The 17,735-nt window shown below is 69.4% G+C and carries 13 protein-coding genes; 6 read left to right on the top strand and 7 right to left on the bottom strand.

Features of this window, described 5'->3' with window-relative positions; all coding sequences use genetic code 11:
- Nucleotides 1–44: 44 nt before the first annotated feature.
- The 3 genes from EDF63_RS01260 to EDF63_RS01250 form a co-directional block, all read right to left on the bottom strand.
- Nucleotides 45–1,448, bottom strand: coding sequence for a polysaccharide biosynthesis tyrosine autokinase (locus EDF63_RS01260; RefSeq protein ID WP_123310500.1), 1,404 nt, complete (start codon nt 1,446–1,448; stop codon nt 45–47).
- Between the two features lie 119 nt (nt 1,449–1,567).
- Entirely contained in the window at nt 1,568–1,990 is a 423-nt protein-coding gene (locus tag EDF63_RS01255) for a DUF3060 domain-containing protein (RefSeq protein WP_123310498.1), read from the bottom strand.
- A 99-nt stretch (nt 1,991–2,089) separates the two neighbouring features.
- Entirely contained in the window at nt 2,090–4,138 is a 2,049-nt protein-coding gene (locus EDF63_RS01250; protein ID WP_148061690.1) for a hypothetical protein, read from the bottom strand.
- Nucleotides 4,139–4,891: 753 nt separating this feature from the next.
- Between EDF63_RS01250 and dnaK the strand changes: the two genes are divergently transcribed.
- From dnaK to EDF63_RS01230, 4 genes are all read left to right on the top strand, one after another.
- Complete coding sequence (gene dnaK / locus EDF63_RS01245; RefSeq protein ID WP_123310494.1) at nt 4,892–6,757, top strand: molecular chaperone DnaK; 1,866 nt, start codon at nt 4,892–4,894, stop codon at nt 6,755–6,757.
- A gap of 2 nt (nt 6,758–6,759) precedes the next feature.
- The gene (locus EDF63_RS01240) at nt 6,760–7,419 is read left to right on the top strand and encodes a nucleotide exchange factor GrpE (protein WP_123310492.1); all 660 of its coding nucleotides are present in this window, start codon (nt 6,760–6,762) and stop codon (nt 7,417–7,419) included.
- A gap of 23 nt (nt 7,420–7,442) precedes the next feature.
- Nucleotides 7,443–8,456, top strand: a complete 1,014-nt coding sequence (locus tag EDF63_RS01235) for a DnaJ C-terminal domain-containing protein (RefSeq protein WP_123310490.1) — start codon at nt 7,443–7,445, stop codon at nt 8,454–8,456.
- 126 nt (nt 8,457–8,582) lie between these two features.
- Entirely contained in the window at nt 8,583–8,993 is a 411-nt protein-coding gene (locus EDF63_RS01230) for a heat shock protein transcriptional repressor HspR (protein WP_123312152.1), read from the top strand.
- Nucleotides 8,994–9,066: 73 nt separating this feature from the next.
- Here the strand turns inward: EDF63_RS01230 and EDF63_RS18530 are convergent, their stop codons facing one another.
- On the bottom strand, nt 9,067–11,178 hold the full coding sequence (locus EDF63_RS18530) for a hypothetical protein (RefSeq protein WP_185021234.1): 2,112 nt from the start codon (nt 11,176–11,178) through the stop codon (nt 9,067–9,069).
- A gap of 118 nt (nt 11,179–11,296) precedes the next feature.
- On the opposite strand from EDF63_RS18530, the gene EDF63_RS01220 reads away from it, so the two are divergent.
- Both EDF63_RS01220 and EDF63_RS01215 read left to right on the top strand, forming a co-directional pair.
- Entirely contained in the window at nt 11,297–12,442 is a 1,146-nt protein-coding gene (locus tag EDF63_RS01220; RefSeq protein WP_260232919.1) for a class I SAM-dependent methyltransferase, read from the top strand.
- A gap of 99 nt (nt 12,443–12,541) precedes the next feature.
- Entirely contained in the window at nt 12,542–14,623 is a 2,082-nt protein-coding gene (locus EDF63_RS01215) for a lectin-like domain-containing protein (protein WP_148061689.1), read from the top strand.
- A 53-nt stretch (nt 14,624–14,676) separates the two neighbouring features.
- Here the strand turns inward: EDF63_RS01215 and EDF63_RS01210 are convergent, their stop codons facing one another.
- From EDF63_RS01210 to EDF63_RS01200, 3 genes are all read right to left on the bottom strand, one after another.
- On the bottom strand, nt 14,677–16,083 hold the full coding sequence (locus EDF63_RS01210; protein WP_148061688.1) for an FCD domain-containing protein: 1,407 nt from the start codon (nt 16,081–16,083) through the stop codon (nt 14,677–14,679).
- A 119-nt stretch (nt 16,084–16,202) separates the two neighbouring features.
- The gene (locus EDF63_RS01205; protein WP_123310483.1) at nt 16,203–17,033 is read right to left on the bottom strand and encodes an aldo/keto reductase; all 831 of its coding nucleotides are present in this window, start codon (nt 17,031–17,033) and stop codon (nt 16,203–16,205) included.
- 73 nt (nt 17,034–17,106) lie between these two features.
- Nucleotides 17,107–17,526, bottom strand: coding sequence for a pilus assembly protein CpaE (locus tag EDF63_RS01200; protein WP_123310481.1), 420 nt, complete (start codon nt 17,524–17,526; stop codon nt 17,107–17,109).
- Nucleotides 17,527–17,735: the final 209 nt, after the last annotated feature.

Genomic DNA, 17,735 nt, shown 5'->3' with positions numbered 1-17,735 from the left:
AGGCGCGGTGCGGGTCCGCCGTCAGCGTCCCGGTGGGCGGTGGGTCAGTCTGCTGCGCGCACGCCCCGTCCGATGCCCGGTCGCCCGGTCAGCTCGTCGGTCGTGTGCAGGTACTCGTAGCGGTCGCGGCGTCGGGGCGGTTTGACCATCGACACGGTGATGCCGATCGTGCGGGCGCCGACGCGGTCGAGGACCTCGAGCGCGTCGCGGAGGTCGTGCGTGTGGGACTTGCCGGCTGCCGTCACGAGCAGTGCGCCGGCCGTCGAACTCGCGAGGATCGCCGCGTCCGTCACCGGGAGCAGCGGCGGGGTGTCGAGGATGACGTAGTCGTTGCTGACGGACAGGATGCGGAGCACTTCCGCCATCGCCGGCGAGGCCAGCAGGTCGCCCGGGTTCGGCGGGGTCGGGCCCGCGGGCAGCACGGAACCGGTCGTCCCCCACTGCTGGAGGACGTCCTCGAGCTCGGCGCGTCCGGTCAGGACGTCGGTCAGGCCGGCGGCGTTCTCGAGGTCGAGGCGGCCTGCCACTGCCGGGCGTCGGAGGTCGCAGTCGACGACCGTGACGCGGGAACCGCCCTCGATCAGGGCCGCCGCCAGGTTGAGGGCCGTGGTGGTCTTGCCCTCGCTGGCGTTCGCCGACGTCACGACGAAGACCTGTTCGGCGCCCCGCTGTTCGACGAAGCGCATGTTGGTACGGAGGGACCGGAAGGCCTCGGCGAGGTGGCCGCGACGGTCACCCTGGATGTACACGGGGGTGTGCTGCACGGACTTGCTCTTCGGGACGACCCCGAGGATCGGGCGGTCGGTCACTGACTCGACCTCGGCGCGGCCGCGGATCCGGGTGTCGAGCAGGTCGCGGAGGACCGCCGCGAGGAGCCCGAGCGCGAGACCGCCGCCGAAGCCGAGCAGACCGCTCTTCGCGGGCTGCGGGGTGGCAGCGTCCTCCGGAGCAACGGCCGGCTGGACGGTGCGGACGGACACCGGGCTCACCGCGTCCGGCTTGCCGACTTCGAGGTCGTCGCTGACCAGTGTCGTGAAGCTCGTGCTGATGGCGTTGGCGATCGCTGCTGCACGCTCGGGGGACGTGTCGCGCACGGTGACGTTGAGCAGCACCGTGTCGTTCGGGGAGTCGGCTCGGACGTGTTCGGCGAGGTCGGCGGCGGAGGTCTTCAGGCCGAGGGACTCGATCGCCGGTTCGAGCACGCGGGGTGTCGTGACGATGTCGACGTAGGAGCGCACGCGCTGTTCGGCGGCGTTGCCGCCCTGCACCAGGTCGGTGGCGGAACCGTTCTCCGCCGCAGCGATCGTGATGTAGAGCTTCGCGGTGGCGTCGTAGGTCGGTGTCGCCAGGGCGAGCTGCGTGCAGGCTGCGGCGGTGCCGAGCGCGGTCCCCGCGAGCACGATCGGCCAGCGGCGGCGGAGCGAGTGCAGGAGGTCGGGGAGGTCCATTTCGTGTCCCTGTCTGTTCGGTATCTGAAGTCTATCACGTGATATGTAAACCCGGAATACCAAACGAAGGCCGCCCCGGAACGGGACGGCCTTCGGATGTGGAGATGGTGGGAAGTGGGTCAGTCGACGGTGTTGCCGGTGCCCTGGTCGTCGACCTCGGGCGCCTCGCCCTCGACGTGGACCTTGTTGTTGGTGCCGAGGAGCAGCAGGTTCTTCGTGGAGGAGACGGTGATGTCGTTGTTGCTCCCCTCGACGACGATCGACTCGGTGTCGCCGAGGGTGATCTCGCTGCCCGAACTGACGACGGACACCGCGTCACAGCCCTTCGGCAGCTCGTGCTGCCCGCCGTCGCCGCTGAGCACGGCCTGGTTGCCGTCGCACGCGTTGTCGTACGGGGCCGGCGTCTCGCGGTCCGGAGCGGCGACGGACTTGGTCGCGGTCGGTTCCGGCTTGTCGGACTTGTCGGGCGTGCTCGAGCAGCCGGTGAGCAGCGCCGCGCTGACGCCGACGGCGAGGACGACGGTGATGATGCGGGATCGCACGAGGTCTCCTTCTTGGGGAAGTCGGGAAGAGCAGGGGAGCGGTGGCGGCGAGCGTGATGCTCGCCGCCACCGTGCCGGAACGGCCGGCCGAGGTACCGGCTAGCTCGCCGGGGTGATGCGGTGCTCGATGCGGTCGACCTTGTCGCCGGCGTCGGTCTGGGTGAAGACGGCCGGGAACGCCTGGTTGCCCATGTTTCGCTTGATCTCCCAGTTGCCGACGGCGTTCGTCACCGTGGTGGTGGTGATGTCGGCGTAGCGGTCGTCACCGAACGGGTACATCGTCACGACGGTGCCCGGGGTCGCGGTGCCGGAGAAGGTGACCATGCCGGGCGTGAACGTGGGCTCGGTGGTCGCGAGGGTGAGGTCGGCGGGCGAGCCCACCCAGCCCGTGGCCGCGATGGTGATCTTCTCGATCTTGTTGACCTTGCCCTCGGCCTCGGGGTCCTGCTTGACCGCGAACTCGCGGTACACGGTGTTCCCAAGGCTCCGACGGATCTCCCACTTGCCGGTGGTCGTGTCGGCGCTGGTGGTGAGGTTGTACTGCGCGTACTGCGGTGCGAAGCCGAACGGGTTCAGCGTGACGGTCGCGCCGGGGGTCGCGATGCCGGTGAAGACCTGGTTGCCGGGGTTGAAGAAGTCGCCGGCCTTGAAGTTGGTGATCATCAGATCCCCCGGCTCGCCGATTTCCTTGAAGGGCTTGAGGTCGTAGTTCGTCAGCTGGTTCACGACGCCGCTCTGCGGGGTCTGCTTGAACGAGATCAGCGGGTACGGGGTGTCGGACAGGCCGCGGTTGATGCTCCACTCGCCGAACTGGTTCACCGTGGTGGTGACGTCGTACGCGGCGTACCGCGGGTCGAAGCCGAACGGGTTCAGCGTGACCGTGGTGCCAGCGGTGCCCTGACCGGTGAAGGCCTGCGTGCCGGGAACGAAGGTGCCACCGCGGACGTGCGAGACGACCGTCAGGTCTTCGACCTTGACCGGGGACTCCGCCCGCAGCGTGTCGGAGGTCTCGAGACCACCACGGGACGCGGCGGTCATCGTCAGGACGATGGGTCCGGAACCGACACCCTCGAGCTCACGGGTGAACGTGCCGTCAGCAGCGGTCACGGTGAACTCGTCCACCTGCTTGCCGCCGGTGGTGATCTTCACAGTCGCGCCCTGGGAGGACTTCCCCGAGACGGACAGCGTGCCGCCGGTGAACTGCACGTTGTCGGCGGTGGTGAACTCCGCAGCCTGACGGTAGTCCGCCTCGACGTTGACGTTCTGCACGTCGTCGCCGAGGGTCTGCTGCACGCGGATGGTGTGCGTGCCGGCACCGATCGGGTCGATCGTGGTCGACCACTCGCCGTTCTCGACGGTCGCCGTGCCGATCTTGGTGGACCCGTTGAACAGGTCGATCGTGGCACCCTCGGCACCCGTACCCGACACGGACGCCTTCTCGGTGACGTTGTCCGAGAACTCCACCACACCCGTCGGGGCTGCGACGTTCTCGCTGTCGGCGACGGTGGTGGTGGTCTTGCCCTGTGCCCGGAAGTCGCCCGTGCTGCTCGTGCCGCCGAAGTCGAACTCCATGGCGCTCGAGCCCTCGGGGGTCTCGTCACCGGCGGTGACGCCGACCATGAAGCGGTACTGCTGGTCGGCCGGACGCTCGCTGGCCCAGTCCGCGTCGAACGTCACGGTCGTGTTGTCGTTCGACAGGCGGCCTTCGGTGAGCGGGATCGACGTGGAGGCGTTCCAGGCGGTGTTGCCGACCCGGCGCCACGAGCCCTGGACCGTGTCCTGCTCGGAGAAGGTCGCCCCGTCGGGAGCGGTGAGCACGACCGTGCCCTTGGCGTCCGTGCGGGGTTCGCGGTTCTCGACGACGAACGGCACCTGGGTGCTCTCGCCGCGCTCGAGTTCGACCGGGCCCTGATCGACACCGACGAGCGTGCCGCCTTCGATGATCGTGATCGGGATCACCGTTTGGTCGACCTGTGCGTTGTTGAACCGCTGGGTCGCAGTGAGGGAGTTCGCTCCGACGGCGAGTCCCTCGACGGTCATCGACCAGGCGCCGCTTGAGCTGACGTTGGCGACCTTGCTGCCGATGGTCACCGTACCGTTCGGCGTTGCGGTACCCGAGATGATCGCGGTCTTCGCGATGTGGTTCACCTTCGTCACCTGTGCGGTCAGCGGGGAGGTGGCCTGCGCAGGGCGAGTGACCTGGACGGGGACGCCCGGCGAATTGATCGTGATGCCGCCCGAATGTCCCGGCGCGTTGGTCCAAACCTGGGAGTGGATGTAGACGGTCCGGGTCTCGCCTCGCGCCCAGCCGACGAAGTTGTAGCGTCCTTCCCCGGCGAACGGGGTGGCATTCGCGCCCGGCGACCGGGAAACGATGATGCCACAGCCGAGGTAATCACCGGTGCATCGCGGAGTGCCGTAGAAGTTGACGCCGTTGTCGTCCACATTTCGTGCGCCGTAGTACGTCGGATCCAATGGGGCGCCCTGCACGTTCACTCCGATGGGGCTCTTCGTCTGCTGAAGGGACGGTTCTGGATTCGATTCGGCGAAAGCCGCCGGGGCGAAGGAGAGGCTGGAAAGGATGGTGGTTGCGGCCAGTCCGGCCGCAGCCAAGGACTTGAGGGCAGTCGTTGCCCTCTTGTTGTGAGACATGTGCATCTTTCAGTACGGGCCGTGGAGCGCGGCCGTTGGGAGAGGGACCATGCCGAGGAAGCCGGCGCAGTATTCAAGTGCAAAATATCAGCTTCGGCCAGCGCCATTAGTCCTCATGGGCCGCTGAGAGTTGAGTGTGACCAGCGCAAGTTTCTGCTCCCAGAGTTGACGCGCCTCCCGTCAGGAGTAGAGTTGAGTCCATCGGACGCAAGTCCAACGACTTACCTCGAGCAAGAAGGAGCACCACACATGGGACGTGCAGTAGGCATCGACCTCGGAACCACCAACTCGGTCGTCAGCGTTCTCGAGGGTGGCGAGCCCACCGTCATCGCGAACGCCGAGGGTCTCCGCACCACGCCGTCGATCGTCGCCTTCACGAAGGACGGCGAGGTCCTGGTCGGCGAGACCGCCAAGCGTCAGGCCGTGACGAACGTCGACCGCACCATCGCGAGCGTCAAGCGTCACGTCGGCACCGACTGGACCGTCGAGATCGACGGCAAGAAGTACACGCCGCAGGAGATCTCGGCCCGTACCCTCGGCAAGCTCAAGCGCGACGCCGAGCAGTACCTCGGTGAAGACGTCACGGACGCGGTCATCACCGTGCCGGCGTACTTCAACGACGCCGAGCGCCAGGCCACGAAGGACGCCGGTGAGATCGCCGGCCTCAACGTCCTCCGCATCATCAACGAGCCGACCGCGGCTGCCCTGGCCTACGGCCTCGACAAGGGCAAGGAAGACGAGCTCATCCTGGTCTTCGACCTCGGTGGCGGCACGTTCGACGTCTCCCTGCTCGAGGTGGGCAAGGACGACGACTTCTCGACCATCCAGGTCCGCGCGACCTCCGGTGACAACCGCCTCGGTGGCGACGACTGGGACCAGCGCATCGTCGACTACCTCGTCAAGAAGTTCAAGGACGAGCACGGCGTCGACCTGTCCACGGACAAGATCGCCAAGCAGCGCCTGAAGGAAGCGGCTGAGCAGGCCAAGAAGGAACTGTCGTCGCAGATGTCGGCGAACATCCAGCTCCCGTACCTGACGCTCACGGCCGAGGGCCCGCTCAACCTCGACGAGACCATCTCGCGCGCACAGTTCGAGCAGATGACCTCCGACCTGCTCGACCGCACCAAGAAGCCGTTCAACGACGTCATCAAGGAAGCCGGTGTCTCGGTCAACGACATCGCGCACGTGGTGCTCGTCGGTGGCTCGACCCGCATGCCCGCCGTGGCCGAGGTCGTCAAGCAGCTCACCGGTGGCAAGTCCCCGAACCAGGGCGTGAACCCGGACGAGGTCGTCGCCGTCGGCGCCGCACTGCAGGCCGGCGTGCTGAAGGGCGAGCGCAAGGACGTCCTGCTCATCGACGTCACCCCGCTGTCGCTCGGCATCGAGACCAAGGGCGGCCTGATGACGAAGCTCATCGACCGCAACACCGCGATCCCGACCAAGCGGAGCGAGACCTTCACGACCGCTGACGACAACCAGCCGTCGGTCGCGATCCAGGTCTTCCAGGGCGAGCGTGAGTTCACCCGCGACAACAAGCCGCTCGGCACGTTCGAGCTCACCGGCATCGCGCCGGCTCCCCGTGGCGTCCCGCAGGTCGAGGTCACCTTCGACATCGACGCCAACGGCATCGTGCACGTGTCCGCCAAGGACAAGGGCACCGGCAAGGAGCAGTCGATGGTCATCTCCGGCGGCTCGTCGCTGCCGAAGGAGGACATCGAGCGCATGGTCCGCGAAGCCGAGGAGCACGCGGCCGAGGACAAGGCCCGTCGTGAGGCCAACGAGCGTCGCAACCAGGCCGAGCAGCTCGTCTACTCGATCGAGAAGCTCATCAAGGAGAACGACGACAAGCTCCCCGAGGACGTCAAGTCCGAGGTGCAGGCCGACGTCGACGCGCTCAAGTCCGCGCTCGCGGGTGAGGACGACGAGGCCGTGAAGACCGCCTTCGACAAGCTCAACGAGTCGCAGGGCAAGCTCGGTCAGGCGATCTACTCCCAGCAGGACGCAGCGGCCGGCGCAGCCGGTGGCGAGCAGCCCGCGGGCGAGCAGCCGGCGGACGACGAGGACATCGTCGACGCCGAGGTCGTGGACGACGAGGACGACAAGGACAAGAAGTAACGATGACGGATCCCAAGGACAACGTCCCCAACGAGGAAGAGCCCCAGGTCGAGGGCGACGCCACGAACGCGGCCGAGCCCGAGGACCTCATCGAGGCGGAGGGGCCCGACGTCGAAGTACCGACCGACGGCCCCGCCGCCGGCGGCCCGGCAGCGGACGCGGCGAACGACCTCTCCCCGGAGGACCAGGCCCTGCTCGACGACGCCGCTCGTGGCATCGCCGAGGACAACCTGTCCGCGGCGGACCGCGACCTCGTCGCCGAGATGCGCGCGGACATGCTCCGTGCGCAGGCCGAGCTGGTGAACTTCCGGAAGCGCGTCGAGCGTGACCGCGAAGCGAACCGCGAGGTCGCCATCGCCGAAGTGGTCCGGGCCCTGCTGCCGGCGCTCGACGACCTCACCCGGGCCGAGGCCCACGGTGACCTCGCCGAGGGCCCGATGCAGGTCATCGGTCAGAAGATCCGCGGGGGCTTCGAGAAGTTCAAGCTCGTGCAGATCGGCGAGAAGGGTGAAGCCTTCGACCCGAACATCCACGAGGCGATCGTCCAGCTCCCGACCCCGGGTGCCACCGGCCAGACCGTGGCGGACGTCGTCGAGCCGGGCTACAAGCTCGGTGAGCGCGTGCTCCGTGCGGCCAAGGTCGCGGTGGCGGTCCCGGCCTGAGCCGGAACGGAAGGTAGGTACCAGTGGCCAGTCAGGACTGGTTCGACAAGGACTTCTACAAGGTCCTCGGAGTGTCGAAGGACGCGTCGGAGGCCGAGCTGAAGAAGACCTACCGGAAGCTCGCCCGGCAGTTCCACCCGGACTCCAACCCGGGTGACGCCGCGGCGGAGAACCGCTTCAAGGAGATCAGCGAGGCCTACTCGGTGCTCTCCGACAAGGAGCAGCGCCAGGAGTACGACCAGGTCCGCGCCATGGGCTCCGGCGCCCGCTTCACGGCGGGCGGCGGAGGCCAGGGCGGTGGCTTCGAGGACGTCTTCGGCGGCATGTTCGGGCAGCAGGGTGCCGGCGGTGGCGGACAGCGTGTCCGCTTCGGCCAGGGAGGTCCGGGCGGTGCCAGCGGCTTCGAGGACATCCTCGGCGGGATGTTCGGCGGCGGTGGTGGCTTCGGCCAGACCTCCGGCGGCTACCGCGGCTTCGGTGGACCGACGAAGGGTCGCGACGTCACGGCGGCGACGACGCTCGACTTCACCACGGCGATCGCCGGCGACACCGTCAAGCTGTCGCAGGGCAACGGTCGCCCGGTGAACGTCCGCATCCCCGCGGGGGTCGCGGACGGCCAGAAGATCCGGCTCCGCGGCCGTGGCGAACCCTCGCCCGACGGCGGCGAGGCCGGTGACCTGGTGGTCGCCGTCACGGTCCGGAAGCACCCGGTCTTCGAGCGCGACGGACTCAACCTGCGCGTGGACGTCCCCGTGACGTTCCCGGAGGCGGCACTCGGCGCCACGATCCAGGTGCCGACACTCGGCGGCGAGCCCGTCAAGCTCAAGGTCGCTCCCGGCACGCCGTCGGGTCGCGTCCTGCGCGTCAAGGGGCGCGGTGTCGCGACGAAGAACGGCACGGGCGACCTGCTCGCGACCGTCCAGGTCGCGGTGCCGTCACACCTGTCGGACAAGCAGCGCGAGGCCGTCGAGGCGCTTGCGGAGGTCCTGCCCGACGAGAACCCGCGGGAGGACCTCCTCGCCAAGGCGCGTGACTAGCGTCACGCAACAACAGCAGTAGACCCAGCCTGGAGGAACGGCGCGGCTCCGTCAGGAAGCCGCACCGGGCCTCCAGGCTGGTTTTCACCACCACGCGAACGACGGAAGGAACACGCCATGACCGACATGGACGAGAACTCGCCCGTCTTCGCGATCGCGGTCGCCGCGGAGCTGTCCGACATGCACCCGCAGACGCTGCGGCAGTACGACCGGCTCGGCCTGGTCGTGCCCGGCCGCACCCGCGGCGGATCCCGCCGCTACTCGATGCGCGACATCGCGCAGCTGCGCGAGATCGCGCGCCTCGGCTCCGAGGGGGTGTCCCTGGAGGGGATCCGGCGGGTGCTCGAACTGGAGAACGAGAACAAGGACCTGCGTGATCGGGTGCGTGAGCTGGAGACCGCGTTGGCGGACCAGCTCATCAACCGGCCTGGTGCACGTGTGTTCGCGGCGACGACCACGGGAGCCGCGGTGTCGCTGCGGGCCGGTGCGCGACCGCAGCGGAACACCCAGATCGTGCTGTACCGCGGCCCGCGCTGACCGAACGCTCCGACAGACGAAGGACCCGGCTCTTCTCCAGAGCCGGGTCCTTCGTCGTTCAGTGGTGTGGTGTTCAGGTGGTGGGTTGCATGGTGTGGGTGATGCGCTTGATCTTGTTGGTGCCGTCTTGCTGGGTGATGACGACGGGGTAGGGCTGGTTGGCGAGTGCGCGGGTGATGGTCCAGGCGCCGGTGGTGGTGTTGGCGGTGGTGGTCAGTGCGTAGCTGGTGTAGCGCGGGTCGTCGCTGAAGGGGTAGAGGGTGATGAGGGTGCCGGGGGTGGCGGTGCCGGTGAAGGTCTGGGTGGTGCCGGGGGTGAAGGTCGTGCCGGGTGTGGTGAGGACGAGGTCTGCTCCGGTTTCGACGATCTGTTCGGGGTGGAGGGCGAAGTTGCGCAGTTCGTTGACGACGCCGTCGTGGGGGGTCTGCTTGAACGCGACGGCCGTGTAGGGCGTGTCGGCGAGGCCGCGTTCGATCTGCCACTTGCCGGTGGTGGTGTCGGCGGTGGTGGTGAGTTCGTAGTCGGCGTAGCGGTCGACGAATCCGAAGGGGTTCATGGTGATGGTGGCGCCGGGGGTGGCGGTGCCTTCGAAGACCTGGGGGCCGGGGGTGAACGTGCCGTCGGCGGTGTGGGAGGTGACGGTGAGGTCGGCGGGGGCTGGTGCGTCGGCGGTGAAGGCGATGTCGGGCATGACGGAGGTGCGGCCGTCGGTGGTGGTCTGGGTGAAGGTGACCTTGTAGCCGGTGGTGGCGGTGAGGTCGGCGTCGGCGTTCCAGGTGCCGGTGCCGGAGCGGGTGCTGGTGGCCTTGGTCTCGAAGAGTTCGTTGCCGTCCTGGTCGGTGGCGGTGATGGTCGCGCCGGCTTCGGCGGTGCCGGTGAACGCGCGGGTGCCGGGCTGGTAGGTGTTCTCTGTGGCGAGGTCTTCGACCTGCAGCAGGCGCGGCAGGTGCACCCGCTCGGAGACGGCGTCGAATCGCCGACCCTCCATGCTGAGGTTCACGATGTCGAGCTGCTTGTCGGTCTCAGCTGCGGGGATCGTGTAGCTCCATCCCTCCTGACGCTCGATTCCCCTGACCACGCGGTCACCGTCGAGGATCCAGACCCCGGCAGAGTCCTCTCGCTCGCCGATGACCTGAACACGGCCGTCGGGGTAGACCTTGACGTCACGGAGCGTGGGGGCGGCGATCGACGCGTCGGTGTCCACCTGCTCGAGGGGGGCCGCGGTGCGGAGGGACGGGGTGCCGTTGTCGGACAGGGCGACGACGTGGACGGTCGTCCCGAGGCGGTCCTGCGGGATGTTCGCGACGTAGCCGTTGGAGGTGAGCGCGGCGGTCACGATCTTCTCGCCGGCTTCGTCCTCGACGATGATCGAGTCCGTGGCGGCGTCGAACTGGCCGGACAGGACGAAGTCCCCGTCGAGACGACGCTCAGCGGTCTGGAGCGTGGGTGCGTCCGGGGCGTCGGCTTCGCCCGGGGTGAAGCGGATGTCGCGGAGTTCGTTGGTGCGGCCCTCGGGGGTCGTCTGGGTGAGCGTGATCTTGTGCTCGCGGTCGCTGAGTTCCGCGTCGGCGCTCCACGTGCCGGTGCCGGAACGGGTGGTGCTGACCTTGGTCGTGAACAGTTCGTCGCCGGACTCGCTGTCGGTCGCGACGACCGTGGCACCCGCGGTTGCGCTGCCCGCGAGCTGCGTCACGCCAGGATCGAAGTGGTTCTTCCGCTGGAGCCCATCGACGGTGATCCCGCGGGGCATCGGCATGCGGTCGCTGCGCGTCCGGGTGCCGTCCTCGGCGGTGTGGATGCGGACGATCTCGAGGTTCTGGTCCTTCAGGGCGTCCGGGACCGAGATGAAGAACGCAGCACCCCAGTTCGACCGGTCCACCACAGTATCGCCCAGCATGAGCCAGATGTCGTCGCCGTTGGAGTACCCGGCGAAGACCCGGGCGGCGTAGGGCATGCTCCAGTCCTGGAGCAACTCGATCTGGGTGAGGGATGCGTCGATCGGGATGTCCACGAACTCGGGGTACTCGTTGGTCGACGCGTCGCCTGCGGGCGCGCTGGCTGTCGGTGACGGGCTCGCGGATGCGGTCGCGGCGGTCGCGGTGACGGGCGTCAGCAGGCCGACGCCGAGGGATGCGGTGACGATGCCGCAGACGACTGCGGCGCTCCGGAACGGAGAGGGTGCCATGGAGGGCTCCTTTGATGGGGGATTCTGAGGATACTCATATGTCATATTTCCCGAGTGTGGACATCATGGGTGCGATGCCATGAAAGGGGCACGTCGACCGTCCGGGTACGCTGACGCGGTGCCAGACTTCGCCGACCTCTTCCGCCGCCGCGACGAATCCGCGCCGGACCTCATCGCGATCGACGGCACGGACCGGTTCCTCATCGACGAGGCACCGCACGTGCACGGGGACGCGCTCCGCCAGCCCGGTCAGGTCGCGGTCGTCGATGATCGCCTCGGGGTCCTGACGCTCGGACTCATCACGCAGTACGGCGCCTCGGACATCCGGGTCGTGCAGGACTCGCTCGTGGGGGAGCGCGCGCTCGAGGCCAACGCCGGCACGTTCGGGCTGCGCGGCTTCCACCACCCGGACTCGCTCGAGGACGCCTTCCGGAACGTCCGGCTCGTCGTGCTGCGGCTGTCGAAGTCCCACGACCGGCTCGACGAGATCGCCCGTGCGGTCGCGCGGTTCGCCGCTCCCGACGTCGTGCTGCTGTGCGGCGGCAACGTCAAGTACATGAACCTGTCGCAGAACGACGTCCTGCGCCGCTCGTTCGGCGAGGTCACGGCGTCGCGCGGGCGAGGGAAGTCGCGGCTGCTCATCGCACAGGACCCCCTGCGCGCGCAGGCGAACCGCGCGGCCGCGACCAATCCGTGGCCACGCTCGGTGCACGTCGACGACCTCGGCATGACGCTCGTCGCGCACGGTGGGGTGTTCGCGGGGACCTCGCTCGACCAGGGCACCCGGGTGTTGCTCGAGGCGATGGACGCTGCGGTGCCGACTGCCCGGACCGTCGTCGACCTCGGGTCCGGCAACGGCGTGATCGCAGCGGCGATCGCGCTGCGTCGGCCAAACGTCAAGGTCGTCGCGACCGACGTGTCGCGGATCGCCGTGGCATCGACGCGGGCGACGGCGGAGGCGAACAGTGTGGGCGACCGGGTGACGGCACTGCGCACCGACGCCGGCGACGAGCTCGATGCCGGGTCTGCCCAGCTGGTGCTGTGCAACCCGCCGTTCCACGCGGACACCACGGTGACCACCGACGCGGCCGAGGCGATGTTCCGGAACGCGGCCACGATCCTCCAGGCCGGCGGTGAACTGTGGTGCGTCTGGAACGGCCACCTGCGCTACCGGCCGGTGCTGGAGCGTCTGGTCGGGCCGACGCGGCAGGTCCTGCGGACCCCGAAGTTCACGGTCACGGCCTCGGTGGCGGCTCCGCGCTGATCCACCCCATACCGAACGTGGAATATCGTCCGGATAATACTTGTGTGCCACTCGGTGGCACGTGCACAGTCGTCTCCTGCTCCGTCAGAGAGGACTCCCATGCACACTCGTCCACCCCGTCCGCGAACGCCTCGCACGGCGTTGACCGTCGCGCTCGCGCCGATGGTCGCGCTCGGCGCACTCGTCGCCAGTGCGGGCATCGTCGGGTCTGCGCAACCCGCGCACGCCGTCGATCCGTTCCCCGTCCGTGACCCGTTCGTCGACCTGCCGGTCGGCACCTCGATGCCGCCGGGCTGGGCGCGCATCGCCTCGAACGACCAGCAGGCAGCGATCGTCGAGAACGGGTCGGCCGGCAAGTGGCTCCGGATGACCGACAACGTCAAGTACATGGCCTCGGCCGTGTACAACGAGGTGCCGTACGACTCCAGCCACGGACTGACCGTCGAGTTCGACCAGCGGATGTGGAGCCCGGAGGACACCGGCTACGCGGACGGGATCGGGTTCTTCCTGCAGGACGCGTCCGTGCCGCTCGACGCGATCGGACCGGTGGGTGGTGGCCTCGGGTACTTCGACGGCCGGTCGGCGTGCTCGGCCGGACTCGACGGCGGCGTCGTCGGTGTCGGGTTCGACCGGTTCGGCAACTTCGCGCTGCCGGAGTTCATCCAGAACGCCGTCACCGTCCGCGGCGCCGAGGCTGAGTGCTACCCCGTGCTCGCGACGACGGGCAACCGCGGCGACGGCTTCCTCGAGGACCGCGGCGTCGATGCCGAGGAGGCGACCTACCGGCACGTCAAGGTCGACGTCGTCCCCCGGGACGCGGGCGGGATCACGGCGATCGTCACGATGTCGGACCCCACACCGGTCGGCTCGGAGCCGGTGGAACTGCACCACCTGATCTCCACCGACCTGCCGGCGACGGCGCTGCCCGACCAGATGCGGTTCGGGTTCAGTGCGTCGACGGGCGGGCGTGCCGAGTTCCACGAGATCCGCAACGTCCGGGCCACGCAGCCGACGGACGTCGTGACCACGGCGTCGGTCGACACCGAGGGGCCGGTGACCGCCGGCGACGACGTGTCGTTCCGCGTCCGGTCGGTCAACGACGGCCCGGCCACGATCGGCGGGCCCGTGGACGCCGTGGCACGGACGACGGCGCTGACCGACGAGCTGCCGCTCGAGGACGTCACCTGGTCGTGCGAGGCCAGGGGCGGCGCGACGTGCGGTTCGGCGCAGGGCGAGCGCACCGTGGCGACCGACTGGACGGCGCCTCCCGGCGGGCAGATCGTGTTGTCGGCGCGGGGGACCGTGCCGGTGACGACGCGGACCGGGACTTACTCGACGCCTGCGGAGAGCGTCACCGACTTCACCGCCGGCCGCTTCGACGAGGGGCTGGCGGCCGTCGCGCGGGACGGCTCGGTGAGTGACGTCGACCTGACGAACAACACCGACACGATCGCGTTCGACGTGGTGCTGCCGGATGCCGTCGCCTCGGACGACACCGCGACCGGACAGCAGGGTGAACCCGTGGTCGTGGACGTCGTGGGGAACGACCCGCTCGACGGCAGTGGCGCGGACCTCGGGTCGCTCCGGCTCAGCGACGAGGGGCTCGAGGGCGCCGAGCTGTCCGACGACGGCAAGCAGCTGCGCGTGCCGGGTGAGGGCACCTACGACGTGGACGACGCCGGTCGCGTGACCTTCACGCCGGAGGACGGTTTCAGCGGGGTCGCGTCGCCGGTGCGGTACGAGATCACGTCGAACGCCGGTCAGGTCGCGTCCGCGACGATCCGGGTCGAGGTCGAACCCGGGGCGGAGCCGGAACCGACGCCGACGCCCACGCCCACGCCCACGCCGACTCCGTCGCCGGAGCCGACCGACCCGCCGGCACCGACGCCGTCCGACGGGCCCGGGACCACGCCGCCGGGTGCCGGGGGTGGACCCGGGGGCGGACCCGGAACCGGAGGCGAGCCGGGCACTGGCGACGGTGGTGTCGGCGACCACGGGAACGGGGCCGGCCGAGCAGACGCCGTGACGGAGGCGGCGTCCGCGACGGGGCCCTCGCGTCTGGCCTGGACCGGGTCGGACGGCGTCCTGGTCGCGAGCCTCATCGGCGTCGGACTGGCGGCGACCGGCGCGGTGCTGCTCGTCCTCCGTCGGCGTCGCCTCGCCGCGGACACCGACAGCTGACGATGGGCCAGGGCCGCACGGTGCACGGCGGACGACGACGTGTGCCGTGCGGCTCAGGACTCCGTGCCGGACAACCGCGCGACGACGTCGACGATGTGCGCGTCGTAGTGGACGTTGAGCGCGTGCGCCGCGTCTGCGGCTCGGTCCGGGTCACCGCGGTCGATGGCGTCCTCCAACTGGGTGAGGACGTCCTCGATGTCCCACCTGCGGAAGGGCGGCGCTTCGTCGAACACGAACGCGAGCCGGCTCAGGGCGAACCGCAGACTGCCGGCGAGCCAGGGGTTCGGCGTGTGGTCCGCGAGGAGCCGTGAGAGCTCCACCACCGACATCGTGTAGCCGTAGTCACGGATGCGGCCCTGGCGGCGGAGCCGATCGATCACCCCGTGCAGTTCGGCCCGCCCGGCGTCGTCCAGGGTCGGTACGGACCACCGGGCGCAGGCCTCGACGAGCGTGGACGCGAGCTGCAGCGAATCGGTCCAGTGCTGCAGGTCCGGCCGGGTGATGCGGATGTCCTCCGGGGCGTCCGGCCGCGTCTCGACGAGCCCGAGCAGCTCGAGTCGCCGGACCATCGGCACGAGCCGCCGGACCGACTGTCGGAGTCGCGCGGCGATCGCACTCGCGCGGTACGTCCGGTCGCGCTCGAGCGTCCCGTCCCGCACCATCGCGAGCAGGTCCCACCACAGGTCGTCCGGGGTCCAGACGGCCCAGCTCGGCGAGTCCGCCGGTGCGGAAGGCGCGGAAGGTGCGGTCGACGCGGACGCGGACGCGGACGATGCCGACGACCCGTCGTCGGATGCTCCGCCGAACGCGGCGACCGCAGCGTCGACGTGCTCGCCCCACAGCCGTGCGAGCACGTGCGCGGCACGCTCGGCTGACCGCACGCCCGGGTACCGCACCGCCTGCTCGGCAGCTGCCGCCCAGGTGTCGACCTCGGTGGACCGGAACGGGATCGTCGGCGTCACACCGAACCGGGCCCGCTCCACGGCTCGTGCAGCGAGTCGACCGAGGGACACGTTCGGGGTCCGGTCGATCCAGAAGGTGATCGACGCCCAGAACGCCTGGTCGAGGTCGGGGGTGCGCAGGTGCGCGGAACGACGGAGCGCCTCGGCGACACGACCCTGCTCGACGAGGTCCGCTGCCGTGAGCACGGGCACGGCAGAGCGCATGACCCCTTCCACCAGCCCGACGAGCAGCCAGCCGTTGTCCACCCAGGCGGCAGGTGACAACGACCGGAAACGGACGGCGGCATGGTCGTCGAGGACCGCGATCCCGACGTCGGACAGTCGCTCGAGCACCGCGTGGAGGACCACCGGGTCGAGGCCGAACCGCCCGGAGAGCGCCAGCTCGTCGTGGGTGACGTCCTGACCGAGGGAGCCGTCACGCACCGCACCGAGGACGTCACGGTACGCCTGGTCGAGCTGCGGCGTCCATCCGCCGTCGAACCGAGCCACCGCAGTCATGAACACCCCTTCCCTGCAGCGTAGCCGCCGACACGACGGAGCCGCCGACACGACGGAGCCGCCGACACGACGAAGCCGCCCGGGTCTCCCCGGGCGGCTCCGTCGTGCGTGCCGGACGATCAGGCCGGGACGTAGTCGAACGTGTCCGGGTCCGGACCCGTTCGGTGGCCCTTGTCGAGCGTCGTGATGTCCGTCATGTCCTCGTCGGAGAGCTCGAAGTCGAAGATCGCGAAGTTCTCCTCGACGCGGGCGCGCGTGACCGACTTCGGGAACACGATGTCGCCACGCTGGATGTGCCAGCGGAGGACGACCTGTGCCGGGCTCTTGCCCACGGCGCCGGCGATGCGGGTGATGGTCTCGTCGTCGAGCACGAGGCCCTGCGCGATCGGGGACCATGCCTCGGTCGCGATGCCGAGCTCGCTGTTGACGGCGCGGAGCTCGTCCTGGGCGAGGTACGGGTGCACCTCGATCTGGTTCACGGCCGGCGGGACGTCCGTCTCGGCACGCAGGCGGCGGAGGTGGTGCGCCTGGAAGTTGCTGACGCCGATCGAGCGGGAGGTGCCGGCGGCGTAGAGCTCCTCGAGGGCCTTCCACGTCGGGACGAAGTCCGAGACGGTGGGCAGCGGCCAGTGGATGAGGAACAGGTCGGTGTAGCCGCCGAGCAGGTCGGCCGACTTCTTGCCGTTCTCGGTAGCTGCCGAAGGGTCGTGGAAGCCGTTGTTGAGCTTCGAGGTGACGAAGATCTCCTCGCGCGGGATGCCGGACTCGGCGATCGCCTCACCGACCTCCTTCTCGTTGCCGTACATCTCGGCGGTGTCGATGTGGCGGTAGCCGACCTCGAGCGCCGTGAGCGTCGCTTCCTTGGTCGACGAGGGGTCGATCTGGAAGACGCCGAAGCCGAGCTGCGGGATGGTCTTGCCGTCGTTCAGGGTGATGTTCGGAACGGTCATGGTGCCATGCAACCAAACGACCCCCAGCAGCCATTCCGGCAACGCCCAGGATCAGCGACCCCGGGCGTGCCCCTCAGGACAGCGCGGCGGCGATGTACGCCTGCAGCGCCTGGCCGTAGGCGATCGCCGGGGTCTCCGACGCGAAGCTCCGGTCGGTGCCGCCGATCGTCGCCGTGACCGTGTACACGACCCGGCCGCTCACCGACACCCGTGTCAGCCCGATGAACGACGGCCCGAGCAGCTCGCGCAGCTGGTCCTCGCGCGGCAGCCAGAGGGACTCCGACGCGGTCACGGAGTCGAGCGCCCACTCGGTGGTCCCGTTGAAGCCGAGGATCGTGCCGGTGGGGGAGTCGTGTCGCTCGACGGTCATCTCGGAGACCGTGTAGACGTCCTCGTCCACCTCGGGCTTGTCGATGACGAACCGGTCGCCCGTCTCGGGGTGCCAGCGCAGGCCGGCGTCGCGGAGGGTCCTGGCGAGTGCAACGGTGATCACGTCCCCAGCCTGCACGGAGGACCCCGCCCTGTCACCACATAGGTTGCTGATGGCTTCCCGTACTAGCATCGCCGAGCACCCCACGCGCGAGCGCCACCCGATCGCGCGCGCGACGTGACGACGCCCGGACAACCGGTGCCGCGCCTCCAGGTCGACCGACCGGCCACGGGGCGGGCCACCGGCCGGCGTCCCGACCGAGGCGACGGACA

It is taken from the genome of Curtobacterium sp. JUb34 (assembly GCF_003755065.1).
Lineage (GTDB): Bacteria > Actinomycetota > Actinomycetes > Actinomycetales > Microbacteriaceae > Curtobacterium.
Note: the sequence above shows the minus strand (reverse complement) of the source record. Positions and strands in the feature narration are given on the sequence as shown.

Bases quoted from the DNA above. Each gene is read 5' to 3' on its own strand.
- EDF63_RS01260 (WP_123310500.1), bottom strand. From the start codon at position 1,448: ATGGACCTCCCCGACCTCCTGCACTCGCTCCGCCGCCGCTGGCCGATC.
- dnaK (WP_123310494.1), top strand. From the start codon at position 4,892: ATGGGACGTGCAGTAGGCATCGACCTCGGAACCACCAACTCGGTCGTC.
- EDF63_RS01240 (WP_123310492.1), top strand. From the start codon at position 6,760: ATGACGGATCCCAAGGACAACGTCCCCAACGAGGAAGAGCCCCAGGTC.
- EDF63_RS01230 (WP_123312152.1), top strand. From the start codon at position 8,583: ATGGACGAGAACTCGCCCGTCTTCGCGATCGCGGTCGCCGCGGAGCTG.
- EDF63_RS18530 (WP_185021234.1), bottom strand. From the start codon at position 11,178: ATGGCACCCTCTCCGTTCCGGAGCGCCGCAGTCGTCTGCGGCATCGTC.
- EDF63_RS01215 (WP_148061689.1), top strand. From the start codon at position 12,542: ATGCACACTCGTCCACCCCGTCCGCGAACGCCTCGCACGGCGTTGACC.
- EDF63_RS01210 (WP_148061688.1), bottom strand. From the start codon at position 16,083: ATGACTGCGGTGGCTCGGTTCGACGGCGGATGGACGCCGCAGCTCGAC.
- EDF63_RS01205 (WP_123310483.1), bottom strand. From the start codon at position 17,033: ATGACCGTTCCGAACATCACCCTGAACGACGGCAAGACCATCCCGCAG.